This window comes from Acidipropionibacterium jensenii (assembly GCF_005890135.1).
GTDB classification, from domain to species: domain Bacteria; phylum Actinomycetota; class Actinomycetes; order Propionibacteriales; family Propionibacteriaceae; genus Acidipropionibacterium; species Acidipropionibacterium jensenii.
Genome location: NZ_CP040635.1, coordinates 1,682,587 through 1,702,615, shown reverse-complemented (window position 1 = coordinate 1,702,615; position 20,029 = coordinate 1,682,587). Strand labels below are relative to the sequence as shown.

Below are 20,029 nucleotides of genomic sequence, written 5' to 3'. Positions count from 1 at the left end.
CCGGTATGACAAGGGGTTCCACTGAGGGGGAGAGGCCGAGATGGCAGCTGTGCATCCAGTTCGAGTTGGGGCGGCAACCCTGGCGTCAGCAGGTCTGATCGTCAGCGGAGCGCAGCTGCTCACCGCCAACCAGGCGCTGGCCTCTCAGACGGCGCCCACAGCGCTCAGAATGCCCGCCTCTCCAGCACCGGCCGCGATGCCCTCGCCCTGGATGCCGACTACCCCCCTTCCGAGCGCCTCGGCCAAGGCGACTCTGGTCTACGCCACGACCGATGTGCGGGTTCGGGCCTCGGCCACCACCGCCAGCGCCATCGTCGGCGTCCTGCCCAGAGGCGGCCACGTCGGCACCCGAGGGGCCTCCGTCAACGGCTGGACACCGGTCAACTACCGGGGCACCAACGCCTGGATCTCCACCACCTACCTCACCCGGACCCCCAGCACCCCCACCACCAAGCCCAACCCTGGCAGTGCCACCACGCACACCTTGGTCTACGCGACGACCGATGTGCGGGTTCGGGCCTCGGCCACCACCGCCAGCGCCATCGTCGGCGTCCTGCCCAGAGGCGGCCACGTCGGCACCCGAGGGGCCTCCGTCAACGGCTGGACACCGGTCAACTACCAGGGCACCAACGCCTGGATCTCCACCACCTACCTCACCCGGACCCCCAGCACCCCCACCACCAAGCCCAACCCTGGCAGTGCCACCACGCACACCTTGGTCTACGCCACGACCGATGTGCGGGTTCGGGCCTCGGCCACCACCGCCAGCGCCATCGTCGGCGTCCTGCCCAGAGGCGGCCACGTCGGCACCCGAGGGGCCTCCGTCAACGGCTGGACACCGGTCAACTACCAGGGCACCAACGCCTGGATCTCGACCACCTACCTCACCCGGACCCCCAGCACCCCCACCACCAAGCCCAGTACCCCCACCACCAACGCTGGCAGCTCGACCGGACTCGTCTACGCCACCTCATGGGTACGCGTGAGAGCCGGAGCGAGCACCAGCAGCGCCATCCTGGGCACTCTGCAGGCCGGCAACCACGTCGGCACCCGAGGGGCCTCCGTCAACGGCTGGACACCGGTCAACTACCAGGGCACCAACGCCTGGATCTCCAGCGACTACCTGTCGCGGACCAAACCCGCCACCAGCACCGGCAGCAACGGCTCCTCGGGGTCGAGCACCCCGACCTCCTCCTGGGCCGCACTCACCGCCAACGGCTCCTCCGGCCTGTCCGGTCTGCGCCCCAGCGCCAAGGGAATCGTCAACCGGACCATCACGGCATTCCCGCAGATCAGGACGATCTACGGAATTCGCGCCGACTCGATGGCCGACCACCCCAGTGGCCACGCGGTTGACCTGATGCTCCCCCGCGGCAGCAGGGACGCCGCCCTGGGTCAGCAGATCGCGGCCTACTTCCGCGCCCACGCCCAGGAGCTCGGGGTGCAGTACATCATGTACAACAAGCAGATCTGGAACATCTCGCGCGACTCGGAGGGCTGGCGTGCGGTCGCCGACCGGGGCTCGGAGACCGCCAACCACATGGATCACGTGCACATCACCACCATCTGGGACTGAGCCGGTCGGTCTGGCGCGGGCCCCTCAGACCCGGAGTACCGTGCGGTGGCACGATGTCGGCCCCACCGGTAGCATGGTCGGGCCCGGTGCTGGCCCCGTCCCGATCGTCCAGCGGCCTAGGACATCGCCCTTTCAAGGCGGTAACGCGGGTTCGAATCCCGTTCGGGATACCACAATGAACGGCCTAGTCAGATGCACAATCTGCTAGGCCGTTCGCTATGTTCAGAGCACCGGTTGGCCTTGATTTGGCCTTGAGAGCCTCAGCACGAGCCCGCGAGAGCGAGTCCGCGACCTGGTCAAGGCCGGCATCGAACAGGTCGGCGTAGGTGTCCAAGGTCATCGCGGCGGACTTGTGGCCCAACATGTTCTGAACGATCTTCACATCAGCCCCCGAAGCGACCGCCAGCGATGCCGCCGTGTGTCGCAACTCGTGCGGGGTGAGCGGTGCCAAGCCAGCATCCTGAACGGCCCCGTCGAACCATTGGCCACGTGCGGAGGCATTCCGCAGCACGCCGCCCTTGTCGCCGGGGAACAGCAGATCTGCCGGTTCCCGGTCCTTGACCCTGGCCGCTAGGTCGCTGTCGAGGAATGACGGGTAGGCAACGGTGCGCGTCTTGCGGCCCTTCGGCGTGCCCCAGGCCATGCCCTTCTCGACGTTGGTCACCGACTCATCGATGATGAGCCGCCGCCGGCCCAGATCGACGTCCTCGACCTTGAGGGCTGCGAGCTCTCCCCAGCGCAAGCCGCAGTAGGCGAGGATGTAGACGACTGTCGACCATTTTGGGCCGGCCTCGGTGGCCAGATCCTCCACCTCGGAGAAGGTCAGATAGCGGCGCCGCTTCGGATCATTGCGGGGATAGGCCACCCCGACGGCGGGGTTGACTCCGAGGTGACGCATCTTGACGGCGTAGCCGAGGATCCCGGACATGACAGTCCCGATCTTGTGCACCGTGGCCGGCGCGAGATCCATTCTCGTGATCCACGTCTGGAGCGCCTCGGTGGTCACGTCGCCCAGGGCAACCCTCCCCCACCTCGGCGTCACGTGGACTTTGACGATGTTCTCGTTTCGCTCGCGCGTCTTGGTGGACCAGTCAGGGTGAGCTGCCAGCCATGCGACGGCCTCAGCGCCGATCGTTCCGCGCGCCTTCCTCGGGTCAACCCACACACCTGAGATCTGGTCGGCGCCCACCTGCTTGAGCCACTGCTCAGCGTCGACCTTCCGCCCGAAGTTCTTCGAGTGCTGCCGATGCTCCGCGTCGTAGTAGCGGGCCCTCCACCTGGTGCGCCCGGTGCCGGGCATCGTCACCTTGCTAATGCTGGCCATCGTCATCGCCTGGGAGGTGCCCATCCACTCTCCACGCGCCAAGGTGTGGGCTCAGGTGCTCGTACCACTCTTCGGCGATCACCGCGCCGGACTTCCCAACACCTTCGCGGAGTTCCTTCACTTCTTCTTGCGGCACGCCGTTGGGCACTTGGTGATTGGCGATCAGGCCCCAAAGCTTCTGGGCAGCTTCCTCATAGTCGACGCAGCCGCTCCGAATCCTTGTCCTTGCTCCAAGGTAGGCAGCGCGGGCCTTCGCCCACCCCGCCATGTTCAGAAACGCCTCAGGGTCGCCAGTGAGCGCGTCGAGGGTCACTCCGAAGAGGTCGAGCAAGGCGGTCAGTTCTGAGAACCGGGGCTCCCTCTCGCCTTTCTCGAGCCTGGAGATAGCGGACTGGTTCGTGTCGGCGTCCAACTCGTTAAGCCGGTTCACCAAGTCGGCCTGGCTCCAGCCGCGCATCGTTCGCGCGGCCTTGACGTTGGCAACGAGATTGGCCCTCTGCTGGTCGCTCTCAGTCATGAGCGCCAGTCTTCCACGATCAGCGCGCCTGAACCACTCTCCTCCTCGTACGTACTGGTGTGAGTCATTACTGAGTGCTAGAGTGACTTGCATCTCAAGTCACCTGAGCTTGAGCGTCCAAGTAAAGGAGCCTCATCCCATGTCCACCCAGCCACTCGCGGTTGCCGCAACCGTCGGTAGCGCCGCACTCAGCAGGCAGCCACTCACCACCGTCCAGGTCTCAGAGCAGACCAGCATCCCCGCCGCGACCCTGCGCTACTGGCGCTCAGCCGGCATCGGCCCGAAGAGCTTCAAGCTCGGCCGCGTTGTCCGCTACCGCCCCGAGGACGTCGACGCATGGATGCAAGCCCAGTACGAGGCCACCAAGGTCGGCGACGAGCTGGTGAAGTCGTGAACGCCACGGCCCCACAGATGGGGCGCACTAACCAGCAAGCTGAGCCGGGTAAGGCAGCGATGGCATCGGGAGAGCTCCGCTCTGCGGTTGCCGCGCTGATCGAGGCCGCCGCTGCTGACGGCAGGAAGCTCTCACCCAGCCGGGCACGACACATGCTCACCCGGAAGGCCGACCGCATCGACGACCTGGTGGGTCTCCACAACATGGTCGAGTCGCGGCGCGGATCCCGGATCGCCGACGGGGAGATCGAGAGGGGCCTGTCATGAGCGCAGAGAGTGTTTACGGATCTAGACCCACAAATCTGCATCGGTCGACCCGAGCCGAGCTGGAGATCTTGAACGAGACCATCGTGGAAGTCACTGCCGAGGAGCACCCCGTCACTCTTCGCGGCGTCTACTACCGGTGCGTCTCCCGCGGCGTCATCGACAAGACCGAGAAGGAATACCGACGGATCGGACGGCAGCTCATCAAGCTCCGCACCGAGGGACGACTCCCCTGGAGCTGGATCGAAGACGGCAACCGGGTGACATACCGCACCAGCTCGTACTCGTCGGCAGCCCAGGCGCTGGAGAGCGCGGCACAGGCATATCGGCGGAACATGTGGATCGACTCTGACGCCGAGGTGGTGATCATCTCCGAGAAGGACGCCATCTCCGGGACAGTCTGGCCGATCGTCTGCCAGAAGTGGTGCTGTGACCTGGCGATCGTCCGTGGCTACTCGTCGGTCACCTTCGTGCATGGGATGGCGGAGAAGGTGCTGGCGAACACCGCGATGGGCAAGACCACCTGGCTGTATCAGCTCGGTGATCATGACCCGTCAGGCCTGGACGCCTGGAGGTCGTTTCAGGAGCGGCTCCACGAGTACGCACCCGGCGGGAAGGTCGAGTGCCAGCGCCTTGCAGTCACCCCCGAGCAGATCGAGGAGTTCAGTCTGCCAACACGGCCGACCAAGAAGTCGGACACCAGAGCCAAGGACGTCACCGGCGAGTCGGTGGAGGTCGATGCCATCAACGCGAACACGCTTCGCCAGCTCGTCGACGAGGCCATCGGCCAGCACATCGACCCTCACGTCCTGAAGGTCGCCGAGGAGTACGAGAAGTCCGAGCAGCTCCTCATCCGGAAGTTCGCACTGGAGGCCGTCCGATGAACTCGATCCCGACCGCCTCCAACGGGGGCCTGCTGCTCTATGTGGCCGTCGCCCTGCTGCTGGTCTGGCTGGCCGCTGTCAGCCGCCCATCCCGCCGTGTCGCCATCGACACCGGCCCTCACAAGTCCAACCCCGTCAGCGTCGGAATCTTGCCGGACGAAGACGCTGCCGGGGCCATCACAACCACCCTGCAATCACAAGGAGTCGTCATGTCTCATCCTACGTCCACCCGCATCCCGACCGACCGGCTGGTCGAGGCCGCCGCTGATCTGCGCCCCTGGTGGGCGTCCGGAGGCCACCACGTCCTCAACAACTCCGACCGGCCGACCGACGACGACCCTGAGGCCGGCTGGGTCCGCTGGCTGTCCGCGCCAATGTGTGATGACCCGCACTTCGACGCCTGGCTTGAGCGGACCGTCTCCATCGACGACGACCTGCAGGTGCTGGCCGTGACCGACGAGATCGCCGCCACCGTCGAGGACCGGGAGGTCGCGTTCCCGGTGGCCCGCGCCTCCGACGCGATCGCCCTCATCCGGGCCGCCGTCTCAGTGTGGGCGTCCCATCCGACCGAGGAGGGCCTGTCGTGATCCGACCTCCAATGACCGCCCGGGATCCGGTGCAGTTCGACACCCGGGCTGAGGCAGAGCAGTGGATCAGGACCGTCCTCGGGGAGTGGGCCGGCGACTTCGACATCACGGCGATCGGCTCGATCGTCTTCGAGTTCGACCAGTCGATGGACCCGGTCACCTTCGAGGTCCGCCTCGACCGTCAGTGCTTCCGCCTGGCCGTCACCGACGAGCAGTTCTGGGAGACCGTCCGCGCGTGCGAGACCTCCCAGACCGACTGACAAACCGTATTCACCTTCAAAGGGGCATGGCGTTTCCTGGAAGGAACACTCAATGAGTTCGACACGCAACGAGGCCCCCGGCCAGTCCGCCGGGGGCCCCAGGAGGAGTCCATCACACGACTCCCATGATACCTCATACCGCGAGGTATTGGGTCAGATTGACACCCCGGCACAGGACGGTCCCGATCGCCTTATCGACTTCCTCGATCTGCTCAACTGGTCGGCCCTCCGCCTGTTGCAGGACGCCCTCATCGACGGCGACGCGCACTACTGGCAGCGCCGGGCCCAGCAGTTCGAGGACGCCCGCCGCAAGCCCGGAGAGTACCTCGGACGCACCACCCCCGAGGAACGGGACCTCCGAGATCGAGCCCTCGTCGAGACTGCCGAAGCCTGCCGCGCCAAAGCGGCCTTCGTCGAGCTGTACGGAGACCCCGAGCTGACCGGAGCCGCATCCATCGTGCTTGCCGGACTCATGAACGACCACCGACAGGAGGCCGCAGCATGAGCAGCAGCGCGATTGACCGGGCGGTCGACTGGCTGTCCACCTACATCACGGTCACCGAGGAGGCAGACATCTGGACGCTGGCACTGTGGGCCCAGCACACCTGGAGCCTGGATGTCCTTCCGGTCTCACCGCGCCTGCTGATCGACTCGATCATGCCTGGCTCAGGAAAGACCACCGTCCTGGACCATCTCCAGCGTCTGTGCCGCGACCCGTCCCAGATGTCTCAGGTGACCAGCTCTGCTCTGCTGGTCCGGCTGATCGCCCAGCGTCCCAGGACGCTGCTCCTCGACGAGGTGGACAGGGCCCTGGACCCGCGCAAGGACACCACTAGCGACCTGCTGGCGATCCTCAACTCCGGATATAAGCGCGGGGCCACCCGGCCCGTCCTGACCCCGACCAAAGGTGGCGACTGGACACCGGTGGAGATGCCGACCTATTGCGCGGCCGCGATGGCAGGGAACTCTCCCCGGATCCCTGACGACACCCGGTCCAGATCCCTGCGGATATTCCTTCTGCCTGACATGAGCGAGGAGGCCGCCGAGTCCGACTGGCTAGATGAGGACTTCGAGATGTCAGCCCTGACTGTTGGCGATGACATGCGCCGCTGGTCCGAGGATCACGCCGACCAGCTCAAGGCCGCCCGCCCCGACTTCCCGCCCGGGTGTCGCGGCCGGATGAAGGAGCGGTGGGTGTCCTTCGCCCGTATCGCCCAGGTGCTCGGTGGGGGCTGGCCTGACCGAGTGTCGGCTCTCATCCAGCGCGACATCAACACTGAACGACTCGACAAGGAGGACGGGATGACCAGAATCCCCCCGGCGATGCAAGCGATCCTCGACGTGGCCGACATCCTCGCCCACGACGACTTCAAGACGACCTCGGACATCGTGGACCAGATGATCGACGCCCGGCCTGACATGTGGGGTGAGGAGTCCAGTTACGGCCGGAAGCTCACATGGCAGCGGCTCGGGAAGATGCTCGCAGGGGCCGGTCTTCACTCGTGGCAGCCGACCTCCGGTGACCGGCGGAAGGGCTATCGGCGAGCCGATGTCCAGCGGGTCGCTACCAAGCTCAAGCCGAGCGGTTCGCACGGTCTGAGCGGTTTGAGCGGTTGCCCTGGAGGGGGTGGTGGAACCGCTCAAGACCCTTCCGAACTAACCGCTCAAACCGCTCAGATAGAGCAAACCGCTCAGGATGACGAGTGCCCGAGATGCCACCAGTCACTCACCCGGCGCTCCGGCTCCAACGACTGCGCCTACTTCCACAAGCAGGCACAGAGGGGGCGGGTCGCATGAAGTGCCGTCGCTGTAACCGGTGCGGTCAGACCGTGGCACCCCGCATCGACCGATGCCCCGCCTGCGGTGGCGAGATCCGCGTCACCATCACCGAGCCCGGGCACGGGCTTATCGAGTACGTGCTGCGGAAAACACCGCCACCCGATCCGCGAAAGGACGCCCGATGATTGTCTCCACCGGTGATTGCCGATGGCACGCATACGCCGACGGCCAGGACGCCGGAATACACGACGCCGCGATATTCGCTCACGCGGCAGCCCGAACACTCCACCAGAAGCACGAGACCGAGGAACGTCTCGCCAAGACCGAAGAACCACCCAAGAAGAAACGAGGGAAGAAGTAATGGAGTTCTATCCGAACGAATCAGCCAGAATCCGACAAGTCCGCTACACCATCCCGGAGGAGGACCCGAAACGAGTTCATCGCCGCCAACTCGTCGGCTGGCTGGTCGACGACGGCCAGCGCATCACCCCCGCGATCATCAGCGACGGTCACGTGACCCGGCTCGACGACCGCGCCCGAATCCTCGAAATCGAAAACTGACAAAGGAGCAACCGCCATGGACCGCAGAACCACCACCCACACATGGGAGACCCAGGACTTCCGCCCCGCCGCCCAGCAGCTCACCTACGCCTACGACACCGACTCCGGCACTGTCTTGCTGCCGCTGGCCGGCTACCTCGTCCAGCACCGCACCATCCTGCTCGATGGCCTCCATTACACCGAACCGGACCCGACCCAGCCGCCCGTCGCGGAACGGCCCGCCCGGATCTGGCCGGCCGTCATCGACAGCACAGGCCAGCTTGTTGCCTTCGACGACCCGGACCTCGGACATTTCGTCGGAGTGCGCGGAATCGTCATCGAACTGACCGAGGAGAACTGACCGCATGACCGACATCCAGAACACCACCCCTGACGCCCACATCGAGGCTGCGGATCCCGTCCAGCCCGAGCAGCCCTCCCAGCAGGTTGACGCTGGCGATACCGAGCTGCACGACGAGCCCGGTCGCCGCGACGAGATCGCCGAGGCCCGCAAGTACCGCAAGCGCGCCCAGGAGGCAGAGGGCCGCGTGGAAGCCCTGTCCGCCCAGCTCGCCGGCTACCACGACAAGGAGGTGCTGGAGGCGGCAGGCGAGTCGGTCGACGTCACCCGGGAGTTCTGGGATAACTTCCCCGGCCTCAGCGACGGCGCGCCGGCCCGCCAAGCGGAGCGCTATCCCAACAGCCACTCCGCCCGCCTCAAGCACGCCGAAGACTTGTTCAGCGTCGGCGGCCTCGACAAGGCCTCGGTCATCGGCCCCGACGGTGTCGACCGTGATGCCGTCGCCGCCGCCACCGTCGAGCTGTACAGGTCCCGGCCGGAACTGTTCACGACCAAGGATCCGGTTCCGGCCAATCCCGGCCAGCCCGAATGGGACGTCACCCGGCAAACCTCCTGGGCAACCGTCATCGCAGGACAGGCCGACAAGTAAGAATCGTCGCCCCGGTCTGATATGATTCCCTCAGGGAAACACATATCGGGCCGGGGTCCGACACCGTTTACCCAAGCCGCCCAGCAGGGCAGCACGGCAGACCGAGGGTCACCGCGCAGAACACAGTTCTCACGGTGGCCCTTCTTTCATGGGTGGCCACCCTTCACGGAAAGGCCACATCATGGCCATGCACACCACCTCAGGAAACCGGTCCTGGCTCCCCGAACAGGCCGGACAACTCGTCGTCCAGCCCGTCACCCAGGCCTCGGTCGCCATTCAGGCAGCCGGATCAGTCGTCACCGACTCCCAGGTCAACGGCTACCGCGTCCCCGTCTGGAAGGCCGACCCCACCGCCGCGTTCGTCGCCGAGGGCGAGGAGATCCCCGTCACCGACGGCCAGCTCGCCGAAGCCGCCGACACCTTCCACAAGCTCGCCGGACTGACCATCATCTCCCGTGAGATGGCCGCCGACTCCAACCCCGACGTCGCCGAACAGATCGGGCTGGGCCTGGCACGAGACATCGCCCGCAAACTCGACGCCGCCATCTTCGGAGGCCGGGGTGCCGACACCCTGGCACCCGAGGGACTCGCAGACCTGACCGGGACCACCACCATCGACGCCGGAACCGCCTGGACCAACACCGACCCGTTCAGTGACGCGCTCTACTCGGCTGAACAGGTTGGTGCGCAACTGTCCGCGTTCGTCGCCAATCCCGCCGACGCGCGACTGCTCGCCAAGCTCAAGACCCAGACCGGCTCGCAGCTGCCGCTCCTCGGATCCGACCCCACGATGCCGACCCGCCGCCAGATCGTCGGAGTGCCGATGCTCACCAGCCCGGCCGTCACCGCCGGAACCGTCTGGGGAATCCCGGCCGGCCGAATCGTGATTGCGATCCGCTCCGACGTTGAACTGCTCCGCGACGAGTCCGTCTTCTTCACCAGCGACCGAGTCGCGATCAAGGCCACCATGCGCGTCACCAGCCTGTTCCCGCACGAGGCCGCGATCCAGAAGATCAGCCTCAGCAGCTGACCCACACACTTGGGCGTCAACGCCACCAGCCGCCCGGACATCCTCACGGACGACTGGACCGATGGCCGGACCAGGACCACTCGAATCCGGTGACCCGACCAGCGCCCAGCGACGACGGCCCCCCAGGCGTGGAATGCCCAGGGGGCCGAACTCGTCCCCCCGGCAGCCGCCGACCGCCAACATCCGATAGGGGGGCATACCCTCCCCCCGTCGAACTTCGCCCCCGGAGGCATAGCGAAATACCCCCGAGCGAATCTTGGTGTCAGCGGGGGGTACGTGCGGCGTCCATGCGGGCGCAGTGGCCGACCGTGTAGACACATCCCCCCGCGCGCGTGCGTGAGACGTCCGTGTGCCGTCTCGGGCTCGGCCGAGCTGGCAGGTGAGGTAGGTAGGGTGCTAGAGTTCAAGCACGCGTTTCAGAACGCACTCATGGCATGGCGAGGACAACAACGTCCCGAATCTCCTAGGAGACCATCATGCCCACTCTCAATCTCAAAGCCCCTGAGCAGCGTGTCCGCCGTCAGGCTGAGCGCAACGGACTCGCCCTCGCCAAGTCTCGAGCCCGCAACCCGGAGGACTACACCTACGGCACCTACGGCCTCGTTGACCCGTACCTCAACGCGTGGGTGACCAGCGATCCGGTCGGGCATGGCTACGGCTATTCACTCGCCGACTGCATAGAGTTCCTCGACGAGATGCAGGACTGACTGATCACCTGCCGATCTGGAGTTGCTCGGAGATCCCATCCAGCTTGGCCTTGATTTGGCCTTGAGAGGGTGAGTTTCGGCTCTTGAGGGACAATATCACCAGCAATATATAGCCTTGCCACTGGCACTGTTCGTGGCAGTTGACTGTTGCTCATCCGGGGCCGAACACACTTTCAAGGCGGTAACGCGGGTTCGAATCCCGTTCGGGATACCAACGATCAGCCCCGTCGGACGTCGTCCGGCGGGGCTGACGGCCATCGCCCCTCGTCAGCGCCACGGCCGTCGCATGGCCCCTCGACCGCCCGCCGACACCGCAGATTTCACATCACCGGCGATCCTTGCTATATTTCTCGAGCTGCCTGATGCAGGCAGCGGTCAGGAATCTCGGGGCAACCCGAAGATCAAGGCCCCGTAGCGCAGTTGGTTAGCGCGCCGCCCTGTCACGGCGGAGGTCGTGGGTTCAAGTCCCATCGGGGTCGCTCACGCGGCGTTCACGGCGTCGCGTTCGTGCTGTGGAGCGTAAGTTCCCAGACACGAGCCTTTGGCCGGGTAGCTCAGTCGGTAGCAGCGTTCGCCTGAAAAGTGAAAGGTCACCGGTTCGATCCCGGTCCCGGCCACACAGATGAGAAGGCCCCTCCACGGAGGGGCCTTCTCGTACCTCCGGCAGGTCACCGGACCGGATCCCTGCGTCCCCGCATCGGGGGGCCCTCTCCCCCCTCAGACCGCCGAATGTCACAGCTTGGTCACGACTCACATCCGGCCGTCGAGCGCTGACAAGGGGTGTAACACGGTGGAAACGCCTTCGTCGCCGATACGACGACAGGGGGCGGATAGCGTCTCGGGCAAGTAGTGATCAGCTCCCTCGAGAGGAACCCACATGCACCGCATTTCTTCGGGTCGTACTGCATCGTCAGAGGTGCCCGGCACCGCGTCGACCGTGATCTCGCGTCGGCGTCGTGTGGCCGCCAAGGCCGTCGCCGCATCCCTGTCCGTGATGGTGCTGGCGGCCTGCTCGTCCGGCTCGGGCGGAACCTCCTCGTCCTCCGCGGGCGGCAACGGTGCCTCCGGCGACCTCAAGATCGGCGCGATCTACCCGCAGACCGGGTCGCTGGCCCTGCTGGGACCCGCCGCCATCGCGGGCGCCAAGCTGGCCACCGCCGACATCAATGCCGCCAAGCCCACCTTCAAGACCAGCCTGACCGTCAAGGACTCCGGCGACACCACCACCGACATCGCCTCCTCCTCGGCCAAGTCCCTGCTGGCCTCGGGCACCTCGGCGATCCTCGCCCCGGAGTCCTCGGCCGTCGTCAAGACGGTGTTCAGCCAGATCACCAACGCCAAGGTGCCGTTCATCACCCCGGCCGCCACCGATCCGGGCCTGACCAACCCGAACAAGAGCAACGGCATGTTCTTCCGCACCGTCCCCAGCGACCTCCTGCAGGGCCAGGCCCTGGCCCAGAAGATCGTCTCCGACGGCAAGAAGAACGTCGCGATCCTCTACATGAACGAGGCCTACGGCACCGGGCTCAACAACCAGATCGTCAACACCCTGAAGGCCAACAACGTCAAGGTCGGCGCTGATGTGTCCTTCACCCCGAACTCGACGAACTTCAACGCCGAGGTCGGCAAGGTGCTCGCCGCCAAGCCCGACGCCCTGGTGGTGATCTCCTTCGACGAGATCAAGTCGATCTCCGCCGCCCTGCAGCAGAACAAGTTCGACTTCAAGAACTTCTACGGCACTGACGGTAACAACGGCATCCTCGGCAAGGGCGATCCCGACATCACCGGCGCCCAGTTCTCGACCCCCGGTGTCAACCCGGCCTCGGGCCTCAAGGACAAGCTCAACACGGAGAACGGCAAGCCGCTGAACTCCTTCTCCTACGCTGCCGAGTCCTACGACGCGACGATCCTCATCGCGCTGGCCGCGGCCGAGGGCAAGAGCACCGCTCCCCAGACGATCGCCGACAACCTCATCAAGGTCTCCGACGGTGGCACCAAGTGCACGACCTTCAAGGCCTGCTACGACCTCATCCAGAAGGGCACCGACATCGACTACGACGGTCAGTCCGGCCCGATCGCCTGGAACAAGGCGGGCGACGTCACCAAGGCCAGCATCTCCTTCTACAAGACTGTCGGCCCGAACAACAAGACCGACTGGGTGAGCCAGCAGACCTCCTCGCTGTGATCCACGAGGTGGGCTGACGCCCAGGACATCAGGAAGGGCCCGGTTCTGTCGAACCGGGCCCTTCCTCGTAGCTTCTGGCCTGGTCGACTTCCAGGGGGGTACGCCGTCCGACGCATACGATCGGCTGGTGACAGATCTCCTCGCCGAGTACGACGCCCATCTCGGCAGCGAACCGCCGACCGGCGTGGCGCTGCGCCGACTGACTGTGCCTGAGGAGATGCGCGCGGCCCTCGACGTGCAGGACGCCGTTTTCGGCGGCACCCCGCGCGCTCAACGGATGCTGCGCGAGATCCTGACCCGCCAGTCAAACGGGGAGAACGTCGAGTTGCGGGCGGCGGAGACCAACGGTCGCATCGTCAGCGCCGGTCGGATAGACCCGATCGCCGGCACCGCTTTCGCCGGAATCTGGGGCGGCGCAACGCTGACCCCCTACCGGGGTCGCGGCATCTACCGTGCGCTCACCGCTGCTCGAGTCCGGTCCGCGATGTCGCACGGCGCGCGGTGGATCCATTCGGACTCCACCGAGTTCTCCCGCCCCATCCTCGAACGCGCGGGCCTTATGAGGATCACCGGGACCGTGCCGTGGACCTGGCAACGCCCGGCACGGTAGAGGATCCCCTCGCACGCGGTCAGGTCATGAGCGGGTCGACCAGTCCGTCGTGGCAGGTGGCTTGTCCGTGCCCACTCAGAGCTCATCCCCGGTCCCCCACCCCGAGTCGGGGTGGGGGACCGGGGATGAGCCGAGGAGAGCCGCTCAGCCCGCCTTGTGGTCGGCGGCGAGGGTACCGAGGTACAGCTGGATGACCTTCGGATCGTTGAGCAGGTCACGTCCGGTTCCCATGTACGCATCCTTGCCCTGGTCGAGCACATAGCCGCGATCGCAGATCTGCAGGCACCGGGAGGCGTTCTGCTCCACGATCATGATGGACACCCCGGCCGCATTGATCCGTGCGACGTTGACGAAGGTCTCGTCCTGCCGGACCGGGGACAGTCCCGCGCTCGGCTCGTCGAGCAGCAGCACCTTCGGGTCCATCATGAGGGCCCGCGACATCGCCACCATCTGACGCTCGCCGCCCGACAGCGAACCGGCCCGCTGCCTGAGCCGCTTCTTGAGCTCGGGGAAGAGGTCCACCACGAAGGCCAGCCTCTTGGTGTACAGCTTGGGCTTCTGGTAGCAGCCCATCTGCAGGTTCTCCTCGATGGTGAGCGCCTGGAAGACGTTCTCGGTCTGAGGGACGAACCCGACTCCGTGGGTGACCAGCCGGTTGGCCGACAGGTTCGTGATCTCGGTGCCGTCCAGCACCACCGATCCCGAGTACACCCGCACCAGCCCGAAGACGGCCTTCAGCAGGGTGGACTTGCCGGCCCCGTTGGGGCCGATGATGCCCACCAGCTCGCCGTCCTCGACGTAGGTGTTGGTCCCGTTGAGGATGTTGACTCCCGGCAGGTACCCGGCGACCAGATCCTTGGTCTCAAGAACGTGGCTCATGCCTTGTCCTTCCCTTTGTCATCGGTTGCCACGGCGTCGGCGGCATCGTCCACCACGGCCTGGGAGTCGCCTGTCTCGCCCAGTTCCTGAGCCGCCTCGACGGCCTCCTGCTGGGCGTCCAGCACCTCCTCGTCGCGCTGGATGTCGATGTCGGAGACGTCGACCTTCTTCTTGTTCTTGCGCGAGGACCGGATGCCGTTGATGACGTCGCCGAGATCCCGGTCCTTGTTGGAGCCGAGGTAGGCGTCGACCACCGCGGGATCCTCCATCACGACATCGGGAGTGCCCTCGGCCACCACCCTGCCCTCGGCCATCACGATCACCCAGTCGGCGATGGTGTGCACCATGTGCATGTCGTGCTCGACGAACAGCACCGTGACGCCGCTGTCCTTGAGCCCGACGATGTGGCCGAGCAGGGACTGCTTGAGGGCCGGGTTGACGCCGGCCATCGGCTCGTCGAGCATCACCAGCTGCGGGTTGCACATCAGGGCGCGCGCCATCTCCAGCAGCTTGCGCTGGCCACCGGACATCGAGCCGGCGAAGTCGTCCTTCTTGGCCAGCAGCCCGAAGCGGTCCAACAGCTCCAGGGCGCGCTTCTCGTTGGCCTTCTCCTGGCTCCGCCAGATGAAGGGGAACAGGGCGGCCCAGAAGTGCTCGCCGGTCTGGTGGCGGGCGCCCAGCTTCATCGACTCCAGGACGGTCATCCGCCCCAGCACCTTGGTGAGCTGGAAGGTTCGCACCTCCCCCAGCCGGGAGACCTTGTGGGCCGGGACGCCGGCCAGGTCGGTCCCGTCGAACTCCCAGGCACCGGTGTTCGGGTTGTCGAACCCGGTGAGCAGGTTGAACAGGGTCGTCTTGCCGGCACCGTTGGGCCCGATGAGGGCGGTGATCGCCCCTCGCGGGATCTCGACGTGCTCGACGTCGACGGCCTTGAGGCCGCCGAACTCGCGGGTCACATTGCTGGCGACCAGGATCGGGTGAACCTTGTGGCAACCGGGTGCGGCCTTCTCGGCAGCAATCGCCTCCGTGCCGGAGTCTGGTGCAGTCTGTGAGGTCTCAGCCATTGAAGTAGGTCTCCGCCTTGTTGCCGAATATGCCCTGCGGCCGGAAGATCACCAGCGCCATCAGTCCGAGGCCGACCAGGATGAACCGGATCTGGCCACCCTGGATGCCGCTGATCGGAAGGATGTTCGAGGTGGTGAGCAGGTTCACCACTCCGTCGGTGACGATGAGGGTGAACCAGAAGATCATCGAACCGATGATCGGCCCGAAGACCGTGGCCGCACCGCCCAGGAAGAGGATCGTCCACAGGAAGAAGGTGGTCTGGGTGCCGCCGATGTCGGGGTTCAGGCCCTTCGGCATGATGTACAGCATGCCGGCCACACCGGCCAGCACGCCGCCCAGGACCAGGGCCTGCATCTTGTAGCTGAAGACGTTCTTGCCCAGCGCCCGCACCGCGTCCTCATCCTCACGGATGCCGCGGACGACTCGTCCCCACGGGCTGCGCATCAGGGCCCAGACGAGCACCGCAGCCACGATCACCACCGCCCAGCAGACGATGAGGTTGAACAGGTCGTCGCGCGAGTAGGACAACGGACCGAAGGTGTAGAACCCTCCGGAGGCCGGCGCCGGTATCGGATTGAGCGCGGCCCACGCGTTGCCGTAGTCGAAGCTGGTGAGTCCGCCCTGGCCGCCGGTCAGCGGGGTCAGTTCCGGGGTGATCGCGACGTATCGCACGATCTCGGCCGCCGCGATGGTGACCATCGACAGGTAGTCGGCCCTCAGCCGCAGGGTCGGTATGCCGAGCAGCAGGGCGAAGACGACCGCGCCGAGGACCCCGAACAGCAGGCACAGCGGCAGAGGCATGTTGAGGGTGCGGGCGCCGATCGCGAAGAAGTAGGCGCCGACGGCCATGAAGGCCGACTGGCCGAAGTTCATCAGGCCGGTGTACCCGAAGTGCACCGCCAGGCCGATGGTGGCCAGGGCGTAGGCCGCGGTGTCCGGGGCGAACAGCTGCGAGAGAGCCTGGGAGATGAAGCTGAAATCCATGAGAGTTCCCTTCTCAGCCGATCCGCTGTTTCCTGCCGAGCAGACCCTGGGGCCTGACCAGCAGAACAACAATCATGATGAGCATGGCGACGACATACTTGAGTGAGGTCGGGACCCACATCGTCGAGACGTCCATCGCGAGTCCGATGATGATGGCGCCGACCAGGGCCCCCCAGGTCGTTCCCAGGCCACCGAGGGTGACCGAGGCGAAGAGCAGCAGGAGGATCAGCGCGCCGGCGTTCCACTGGAGCGTCTGGTAGTAGCCGATGAGGGCTCCGGCCACACCGGCCAGGGCACCGCCGCCCACCCACACGATGCGGATGATGAGTTCCACGTTGATACCGGTGGCCGCGGCCAGGGCCTTGTTGTCGGCCACCGCGCGGGTCGCCTTCCCGATCCTGGTGAAGGAGAAGAACAGCGCCACCAGCACCAGCAGGACGATCGCGATGATCGATCCGACGACGTCCCAGTACCGCAGGTTCACCGGCCCGAAGGAGACCACCGGGTCGTTGTCGGCGGGGATGGACAGCCGGTCGGGGCCCCAGATGAAGGCGAAGATGTAGCGCAGCGCCAGGGACAGCCCGATGCTGACGATCATGATCTGCATCATGCCGAGCCGCCGCTTGCGCAGCGGTCGCCACAGCGAGATGTCCTGGAGGTAGCCGAAGCAGCCGCCGAGGATCAGGGCGCCGAGGATGGCGATCCACCCGTTGAGCCCCCACTGTCCGGCGATCATGTAGGCCATGAAGGCGCCGAAGGTGACGAGCTCGCCATGGGCGAAGTTGTTCAGTCGGGTGGTGCTGTAGATCAGCGACAGCCCGATCGAGGCCAGCCCCAGCAACAGGCCGAAGGTGAGGCCGGTGGCGATCTTGGGGGTCAGCTGGTCGATGAAGCTGGTGCCGCCCGAGGACCCTCCGGAGGATCCGGACCCGGAGCCGCCGACTGTCGCGCCGGGGGTCGACGCCGAGGAGGGCGCCGTGGCCAGCGGGGTCGGAGTCACCGCGGTGCGCACTCCGGAGGCCGACAGCGAGATCGCTGTGAACTGTGGCGAGATGTTGCCGGTGGTGGCGCGCACCGTCGGATTGGCCGCCGGGCCGACTCCCTTCGGCAGGGTGGCGACGTCGAAGTAGACGCCGTACCTGCCCGAGGCGGTGAGGTCGACGGTGGCCTTGCCCTGGGCATCGGTGGTGCCCTTGATGAGCTTGCCGGCGGCGTCGGCGACGGTGAGGCCGACCTTGGCGACCGGCTTTCCGGAGTCGTCAGCGACCGTCACGATGAGCTGAACGCCCGCCGCGTGGGCTCCCGGAGCGTTCTGAGCCTGAAGGGTTCCGAACAGTGCCAGGAAGGCCAGGAGAGCTAACCCCAGACGCCACAGGCGTCCTCCGTAGCTGGTCCGAATGATCGCCGGATGTGCTGGTCTCACGCGTTTTCCTCCCGTGTCCCCGGCCCTCTGAGGGGTGCCGGGTGAGCCTCGTCTCCTGCCCGGACGCAGTGCCTGGGCAGTGGCTCAACCTGTGGGAACTGTAGAAGCGGTTCACCGGCCTACCGCCCGACGACCTCAAGAAGTAACAGATCATCGCGAATCTGTAACATTGCGAAATCGCGCCTGCACAGCAGTGGCGGGGGCCGCGGACGCAGTGCCGCGAACCCCGCCACGCGGGTCTCTCACAGACGTGTTGTTACTTCACCGAACCGCTCATCAGACCGGCCACGAAGTACTTTCCGAGGACGATGTAGACGATCAGGGTGGGCAGTGAGGCCACCAGCACTCCCGCCATGATCTGCGGGTAGTTCGGGTTCTGCCCGGAGGCCAGGGCATTGAGGCCGAAGGTCACCGGGCCGTTGTTCTGGTTGGTGAGGAACAGTGCGAACAGGAAGTCGTTCCAAGCACTGGTGAACTGCCAGATGAGGGTCACCACGAATCCGGGAGGGGACACCGGCAGGACCACCCGTGTGTAGGTGGACCAGGTGGTGGCGCCGTCGACCCGGGCCGCCTCAATCATCTCGTTGGGTACCGAGGTGGCGTAGTAGTTCCGGAAGATCAGGGTGCAGATCGGGATGCCGTAGACGATGTGGCACAGGATCAGGGTCGGGACCCCTGCGAACCAGGGCGCACTGTCCTGGATGTTCAGCATCATCCCGGACAGCGGGATCATGATCGCCTGGTAGGGGATGAACATCCCGAACAGGAAGAGCACGAAGATGACGTGGGAGCCGGGGAAGTGCCACTTGGCGACGATGTAGCCGTTGAGCGATCCGAGCACCGAGGAGAGCACGGCCGCCAGGATCGCCATCACCAGGGACCGGCCGACCGCCGGGGCCAGGGTGTTCCAGGCCGCCACCCAGCCCTCCACCGACCAGGTGGTGGGGATCTGCCAGGCGGTCGACTGGTCATAGTCGCCCTGGCGCTTGAAACTGGTCACCAGCAGCACATAGGCCGGCATCAGCACGATGATGGAGAAGACGAACAGCAGGGCGTACTGAACGGTCCCGAAGGCCTTCTGCCCCCTGGTGCTTCTGCGGTGGCGGTGCGGAACGGCTGCGAGCCGGTCGGCCTCAAGAGTCGCCGAGGACATCAGCGGGCCCCCTTCTCGGTGCGGTTGGTGTAGATGAGGTACGGAATGACCGCGACCGCCACGATGAGCAGCAGCAGGGTGGCGTTGACGGCGGCCGCTGTGGGGTCGTTGAGCTGGAACATCTGGGTCCACATCAGGGTGGCGGGCACCTCGGCGGTGTAGGAGCTCTGCCCGGCGATCGAGTAGATGAGGTCGAACATCTTCATCGACATGTGTCCGACGATGATGAGGGCGCTCAACGCGATCGGCGACAGCTGGGGGAACAGCACGTGCCGGTACAGCTTGAACTCGGTGGCGCCGTCCACCCGGGCGGCCTCCCGCTGGTCCTCGGAGATGCCGCGGAAACCGGCCAGGAAGAGCGCCATGATGTACCCCGACAGCTGCCAGATGGCGGGAATGGCCATCGCGGCCATGTTGAATCTGCCCGCCGAGTACCAACTCGACTGGAGACCGTCCAGGCCCATCATCTGGAACAGCTGGTTCAGACCCACCGCATCGGAGCCCTGGGCCGGCGAGAGCAGCCAGCGCCAGACCACACCGGCGGCGATGAAGGAGATCGCCATCGGGAACAGCAGGACCGAGCGGAAGACTCCCTCGGCGCGCACCCCCCGCTCCAGCAGCAGGGCCCACAGCAGCCCGAAGAACATCGTGCCGGCGATGAACACCACGGTCAGCACGAGCAGATTCCACAGCGCGTGCTGGTAGCGCGGATCACCGATCAGCGTCGAGTAGTTCTGGAACCCTCCCGGGGCCTTGAGCCGTCCCGATCTCGTCCGCACCGTGGCGAAGGATGCCACGATGTTCTTCCCGATGAAGCCGTAGACGAAGATCCCGATGAGGATGATCGACGGCAGCACGAACAGGAAGCTCGGCAACCAGCGTCGCAATTTCACCATGTCTTCTGCACCTCTGTGTCTGC

23 protein-coding genes and 3 tRNA genes are annotated in these 20,029 nt (G+C 65.8%); 18 read left to right on the top strand and 8 right to left on the bottom strand.

The window, feature by feature from the left end:
• Positions 1–169 precede the first annotated feature (169 nt).
• Together FEZ32_RS07490 and FEZ32_RS07485 are read left to right on the top strand one after the other, a co-directional pair.
• Positions 170–1,576: an SH3 domain-containing protein gene (locus FEZ32_RS07490; protein ID WP_175415759.1), complete on the top strand. Its 1,407-nt coding sequence runs from the start codon at positions 170–172 to the stop codon at positions 1,574–1,576.
• A gap of 97 nt (positions 1,577–1,673) precedes the next feature.
• Positions 1,674–1,749 (top strand) — tRNA-Glu (locus FEZ32_RS07485).
• Positions 1,750–1,760: 11 nt separating this feature from the next.
• Here the strand turns inward: FEZ32_RS07485 and FEZ32_RS07480 are convergent.
• Both FEZ32_RS07480 and FEZ32_RS07475 read right to left on the bottom strand, forming a co-directional pair.
• Positions 1,761–2,924 carry a tyrosine-type recombinase/integrase gene (locus tag FEZ32_RS07480; RefSeq protein ID WP_138680343.1) on the bottom strand — a complete coding sequence of 388 codons (1,164 nt, stop codon included), beginning with the start codon at positions 2,922–2,924 and terminating at the stop codon, positions 1,761–1,763.
• Entirely contained in the window at positions 2,887–3,417 is a 531-nt protein-coding gene (locus FEZ32_RS07475; RefSeq protein WP_175415758.1) for a helix-turn-helix domain-containing protein, read from the bottom strand. The genes FEZ32_RS07480 and FEZ32_RS07475 overlap by 38 nt, the downstream gene beginning before the upstream one ends.
• A 139-nt stretch (positions 3,418–3,556) precedes the next feature.
• Between FEZ32_RS07475 and FEZ32_RS07470 the strand changes: the two genes are divergently transcribed.
• The 16 genes from FEZ32_RS07470 (at position 3,557) to FEZ32_RS07395 (ending at position 13,606) form a co-directional block, all read left to right on the top strand.
• On the top strand, positions 3,557–3,811 hold the full coding sequence (locus FEZ32_RS07470) for a helix-turn-helix transcriptional regulator (protein ID WP_138680341.1): 255 nt from the start codon (positions 3,557–3,559) through the stop codon (positions 3,809–3,811).
• A 59-nt stretch (positions 3,812–3,870) separates the two neighbouring features.
• The gene (locus FEZ32_RS07465; protein ID WP_138680340.1) at positions 3,871–4,077 is read left to right on the top strand and encodes a hypothetical protein; all 207 of its coding nucleotides are present in this window, start codon (positions 3,871–3,873) and stop codon (positions 4,075–4,077) included.
• An 83-nt stretch (positions 4,078–4,160) separates the two neighbouring features.
• Positions 4,161–4,958, top strand: a complete 798-nt coding sequence (locus FEZ32_RS07460; RefSeq protein ID WP_175415757.1) for a hypothetical protein — start codon at positions 4,161–4,163, stop codon at positions 4,956–4,958.
• Positions 4,955–5,545 carry a hypothetical protein gene (locus tag FEZ32_RS07455; RefSeq protein WP_138680338.1) on the top strand — a complete coding sequence of 197 codons (591 nt, stop codon included), beginning with the start codon at positions 4,955–4,957 and terminating at the stop codon, positions 5,543–5,545. The genes FEZ32_RS07460 and FEZ32_RS07455 overlap by 4 nt, the downstream gene beginning before the upstream one ends.
• Positions 5,542–5,805, top strand: coding sequence for a hypothetical protein (locus tag FEZ32_RS07450; protein WP_138680337.1), 264 nt, complete (start codon positions 5,542–5,544; stop codon positions 5,803–5,805). The genes FEZ32_RS07455 and FEZ32_RS07450 overlap by 4 nt, the downstream gene beginning before the upstream one ends.
• Before the next feature lie 52 nt (positions 5,806–5,857).
• Complete coding sequence (locus FEZ32_RS07445; RefSeq protein ID WP_138680336.1) at positions 5,858–6,310, top strand: hypothetical protein; 453 nt, start codon at positions 5,858–5,860, stop codon at positions 6,308–6,310.
• Positions 6,307–7,602, top strand: coding sequence for a DUF3631 domain-containing protein (locus FEZ32_RS07440; protein ID WP_138680335.1), 1,296 nt, complete (start codon positions 6,307–6,309; stop codon positions 7,600–7,602). Before FEZ32_RS07445 ends, FEZ32_RS07440 begins: the two co-directional genes overlap by 4 nt.
• 342 nt (positions 7,603–7,944) lie before the next feature.
• Positions 7,945–8,145, top strand: coding sequence for a hypothetical protein (locus tag FEZ32_RS07435; protein WP_138680334.1), 201 nt, complete (start codon positions 7,945–7,947; stop codon positions 8,143–8,145).
• A gap of 16 nt (positions 8,146–8,161) precedes the next feature.
• Positions 8,162–8,485, top strand: coding sequence for a hypothetical protein (locus FEZ32_RS07430; protein ID WP_138680333.1), 324 nt, complete (start codon positions 8,162–8,164; stop codon positions 8,483–8,485).
• A 4-nt stretch (positions 8,486–8,489) separates the two neighbouring features.
• The gene (locus FEZ32_RS07425; protein ID WP_138680332.1) at positions 8,490–9,074 is read left to right on the top strand and encodes a hypothetical protein; all 585 of its coding nucleotides are present in this window, start codon (positions 8,490–8,492) and stop codon (positions 9,072–9,074) included.
• 181 nt (positions 9,075–9,255) lie between these two features.
• The gene (locus FEZ32_RS07420) at positions 9,256–10,104 is read left to right on the top strand and encodes a phage major capsid protein (protein WP_138680331.1); all 849 of its coding nucleotides are present in this window, start codon (positions 9,256–9,258) and stop codon (positions 10,102–10,104) included.
• A 476-nt stretch (positions 10,105–10,580) separates the two neighbouring features.
• Positions 10,581–10,811, top strand: a complete 231-nt coding sequence (locus FEZ32_RS07415; protein WP_138680330.1) for a hypothetical protein — start codon at positions 10,581–10,583, stop codon at positions 10,809–10,811.
• Between the two features lie 405 nt (positions 10,812–11,216).
• A tRNA-Asp gene (locus FEZ32_RS07410) sits at positions 11,217–11,290 on the top strand.
• 64 nt (positions 11,291–11,354) lie between these two features.
• Positions 11,355–11,428 (top strand) — tRNA-Phe (locus FEZ32_RS07405).
• A gap of 299 nt (positions 11,429–11,727) precedes the next feature.
• Positions 11,728–12,996: an ABC transporter substrate-binding protein gene (locus FEZ32_RS07400; RefSeq protein WP_217496591.1), complete on the top strand. Its 1,269-nt coding sequence runs from the start codon at positions 11,728–11,730 to the stop codon at positions 12,994–12,996.
• A gap of 127 nt (positions 12,997–13,123) precedes the next feature.
• Positions 13,124–13,606, top strand: coding sequence for a GNAT family protein (locus FEZ32_RS07395; protein WP_138680329.1), 483 nt, complete (start codon positions 13,124–13,126; stop codon positions 13,604–13,606).
• Positions 13,607–13,750: 144 nt separating this feature from the next.
• Here FEZ32_RS07395 and FEZ32_RS07390 read toward each other — a convergent pair whose 3' ends face one another.
• The 6 genes from FEZ32_RS07390 to FEZ32_RS07365 all read right to left on the bottom strand — a co-directional run bounded on the left by FEZ32_RS07390 (position 13,751) and on the right by FEZ32_RS07365 (position 20,006).
• Positions 13,751–14,485: an ABC transporter ATP-binding protein gene (locus tag FEZ32_RS07390; protein WP_097798371.1), complete on the bottom strand. Its 735-nt coding sequence runs from the start codon at positions 14,483–14,485 to the stop codon at positions 13,751–13,753.
• Positions 14,482–15,549: an ABC transporter ATP-binding protein gene (locus FEZ32_RS07385; protein ID WP_138680328.1), complete on the bottom strand. Its 1,068-nt coding sequence runs from the start codon at positions 15,547–15,549 to the stop codon at positions 14,482–14,484. Before FEZ32_RS07385 ends, FEZ32_RS07390 begins: the two co-directional genes overlap by 4 nt.
• On the bottom strand, positions 15,542–16,534 hold the full coding sequence (locus FEZ32_RS07380) for a branched-chain amino acid ABC transporter permease (protein ID WP_138680327.1): 993 nt from the start codon (positions 16,532–16,534) through the stop codon (positions 15,542–15,544). The genes FEZ32_RS07385 and FEZ32_RS07380 overlap by 8 nt, the downstream gene beginning before the upstream one ends.
• 13 nt (positions 16,535–16,547) lie before the next feature.
• Positions 16,548–17,957, bottom strand: a complete 1,410-nt coding sequence (locus FEZ32_RS07375) for an ABC transporter permease subunit (protein WP_175415756.1) — start codon at positions 17,955–17,957, stop codon at positions 16,548–16,550.
• 256 nt (positions 17,958–18,213) lie between these two features.
• Positions 18,214–19,110 carry a carbohydrate ABC transporter permease gene (locus tag FEZ32_RS07370; RefSeq protein WP_138680325.1) on the bottom strand — a complete coding sequence of 299 codons (897 nt, stop codon included), beginning with the start codon at positions 19,108–19,110 and terminating at the stop codon, positions 18,214–18,216.
• Complete coding sequence (locus FEZ32_RS07365) at positions 19,110–20,006, bottom strand: carbohydrate ABC transporter permease (RefSeq protein ID WP_028703963.1); 897 nt, start codon at positions 20,004–20,006, stop codon at positions 19,110–19,112. Before FEZ32_RS07365 ends, FEZ32_RS07370 begins: the two co-directional genes overlap by 1 nt.
• Positions 20,007–20,029: the final 23 nt, after the last annotated feature.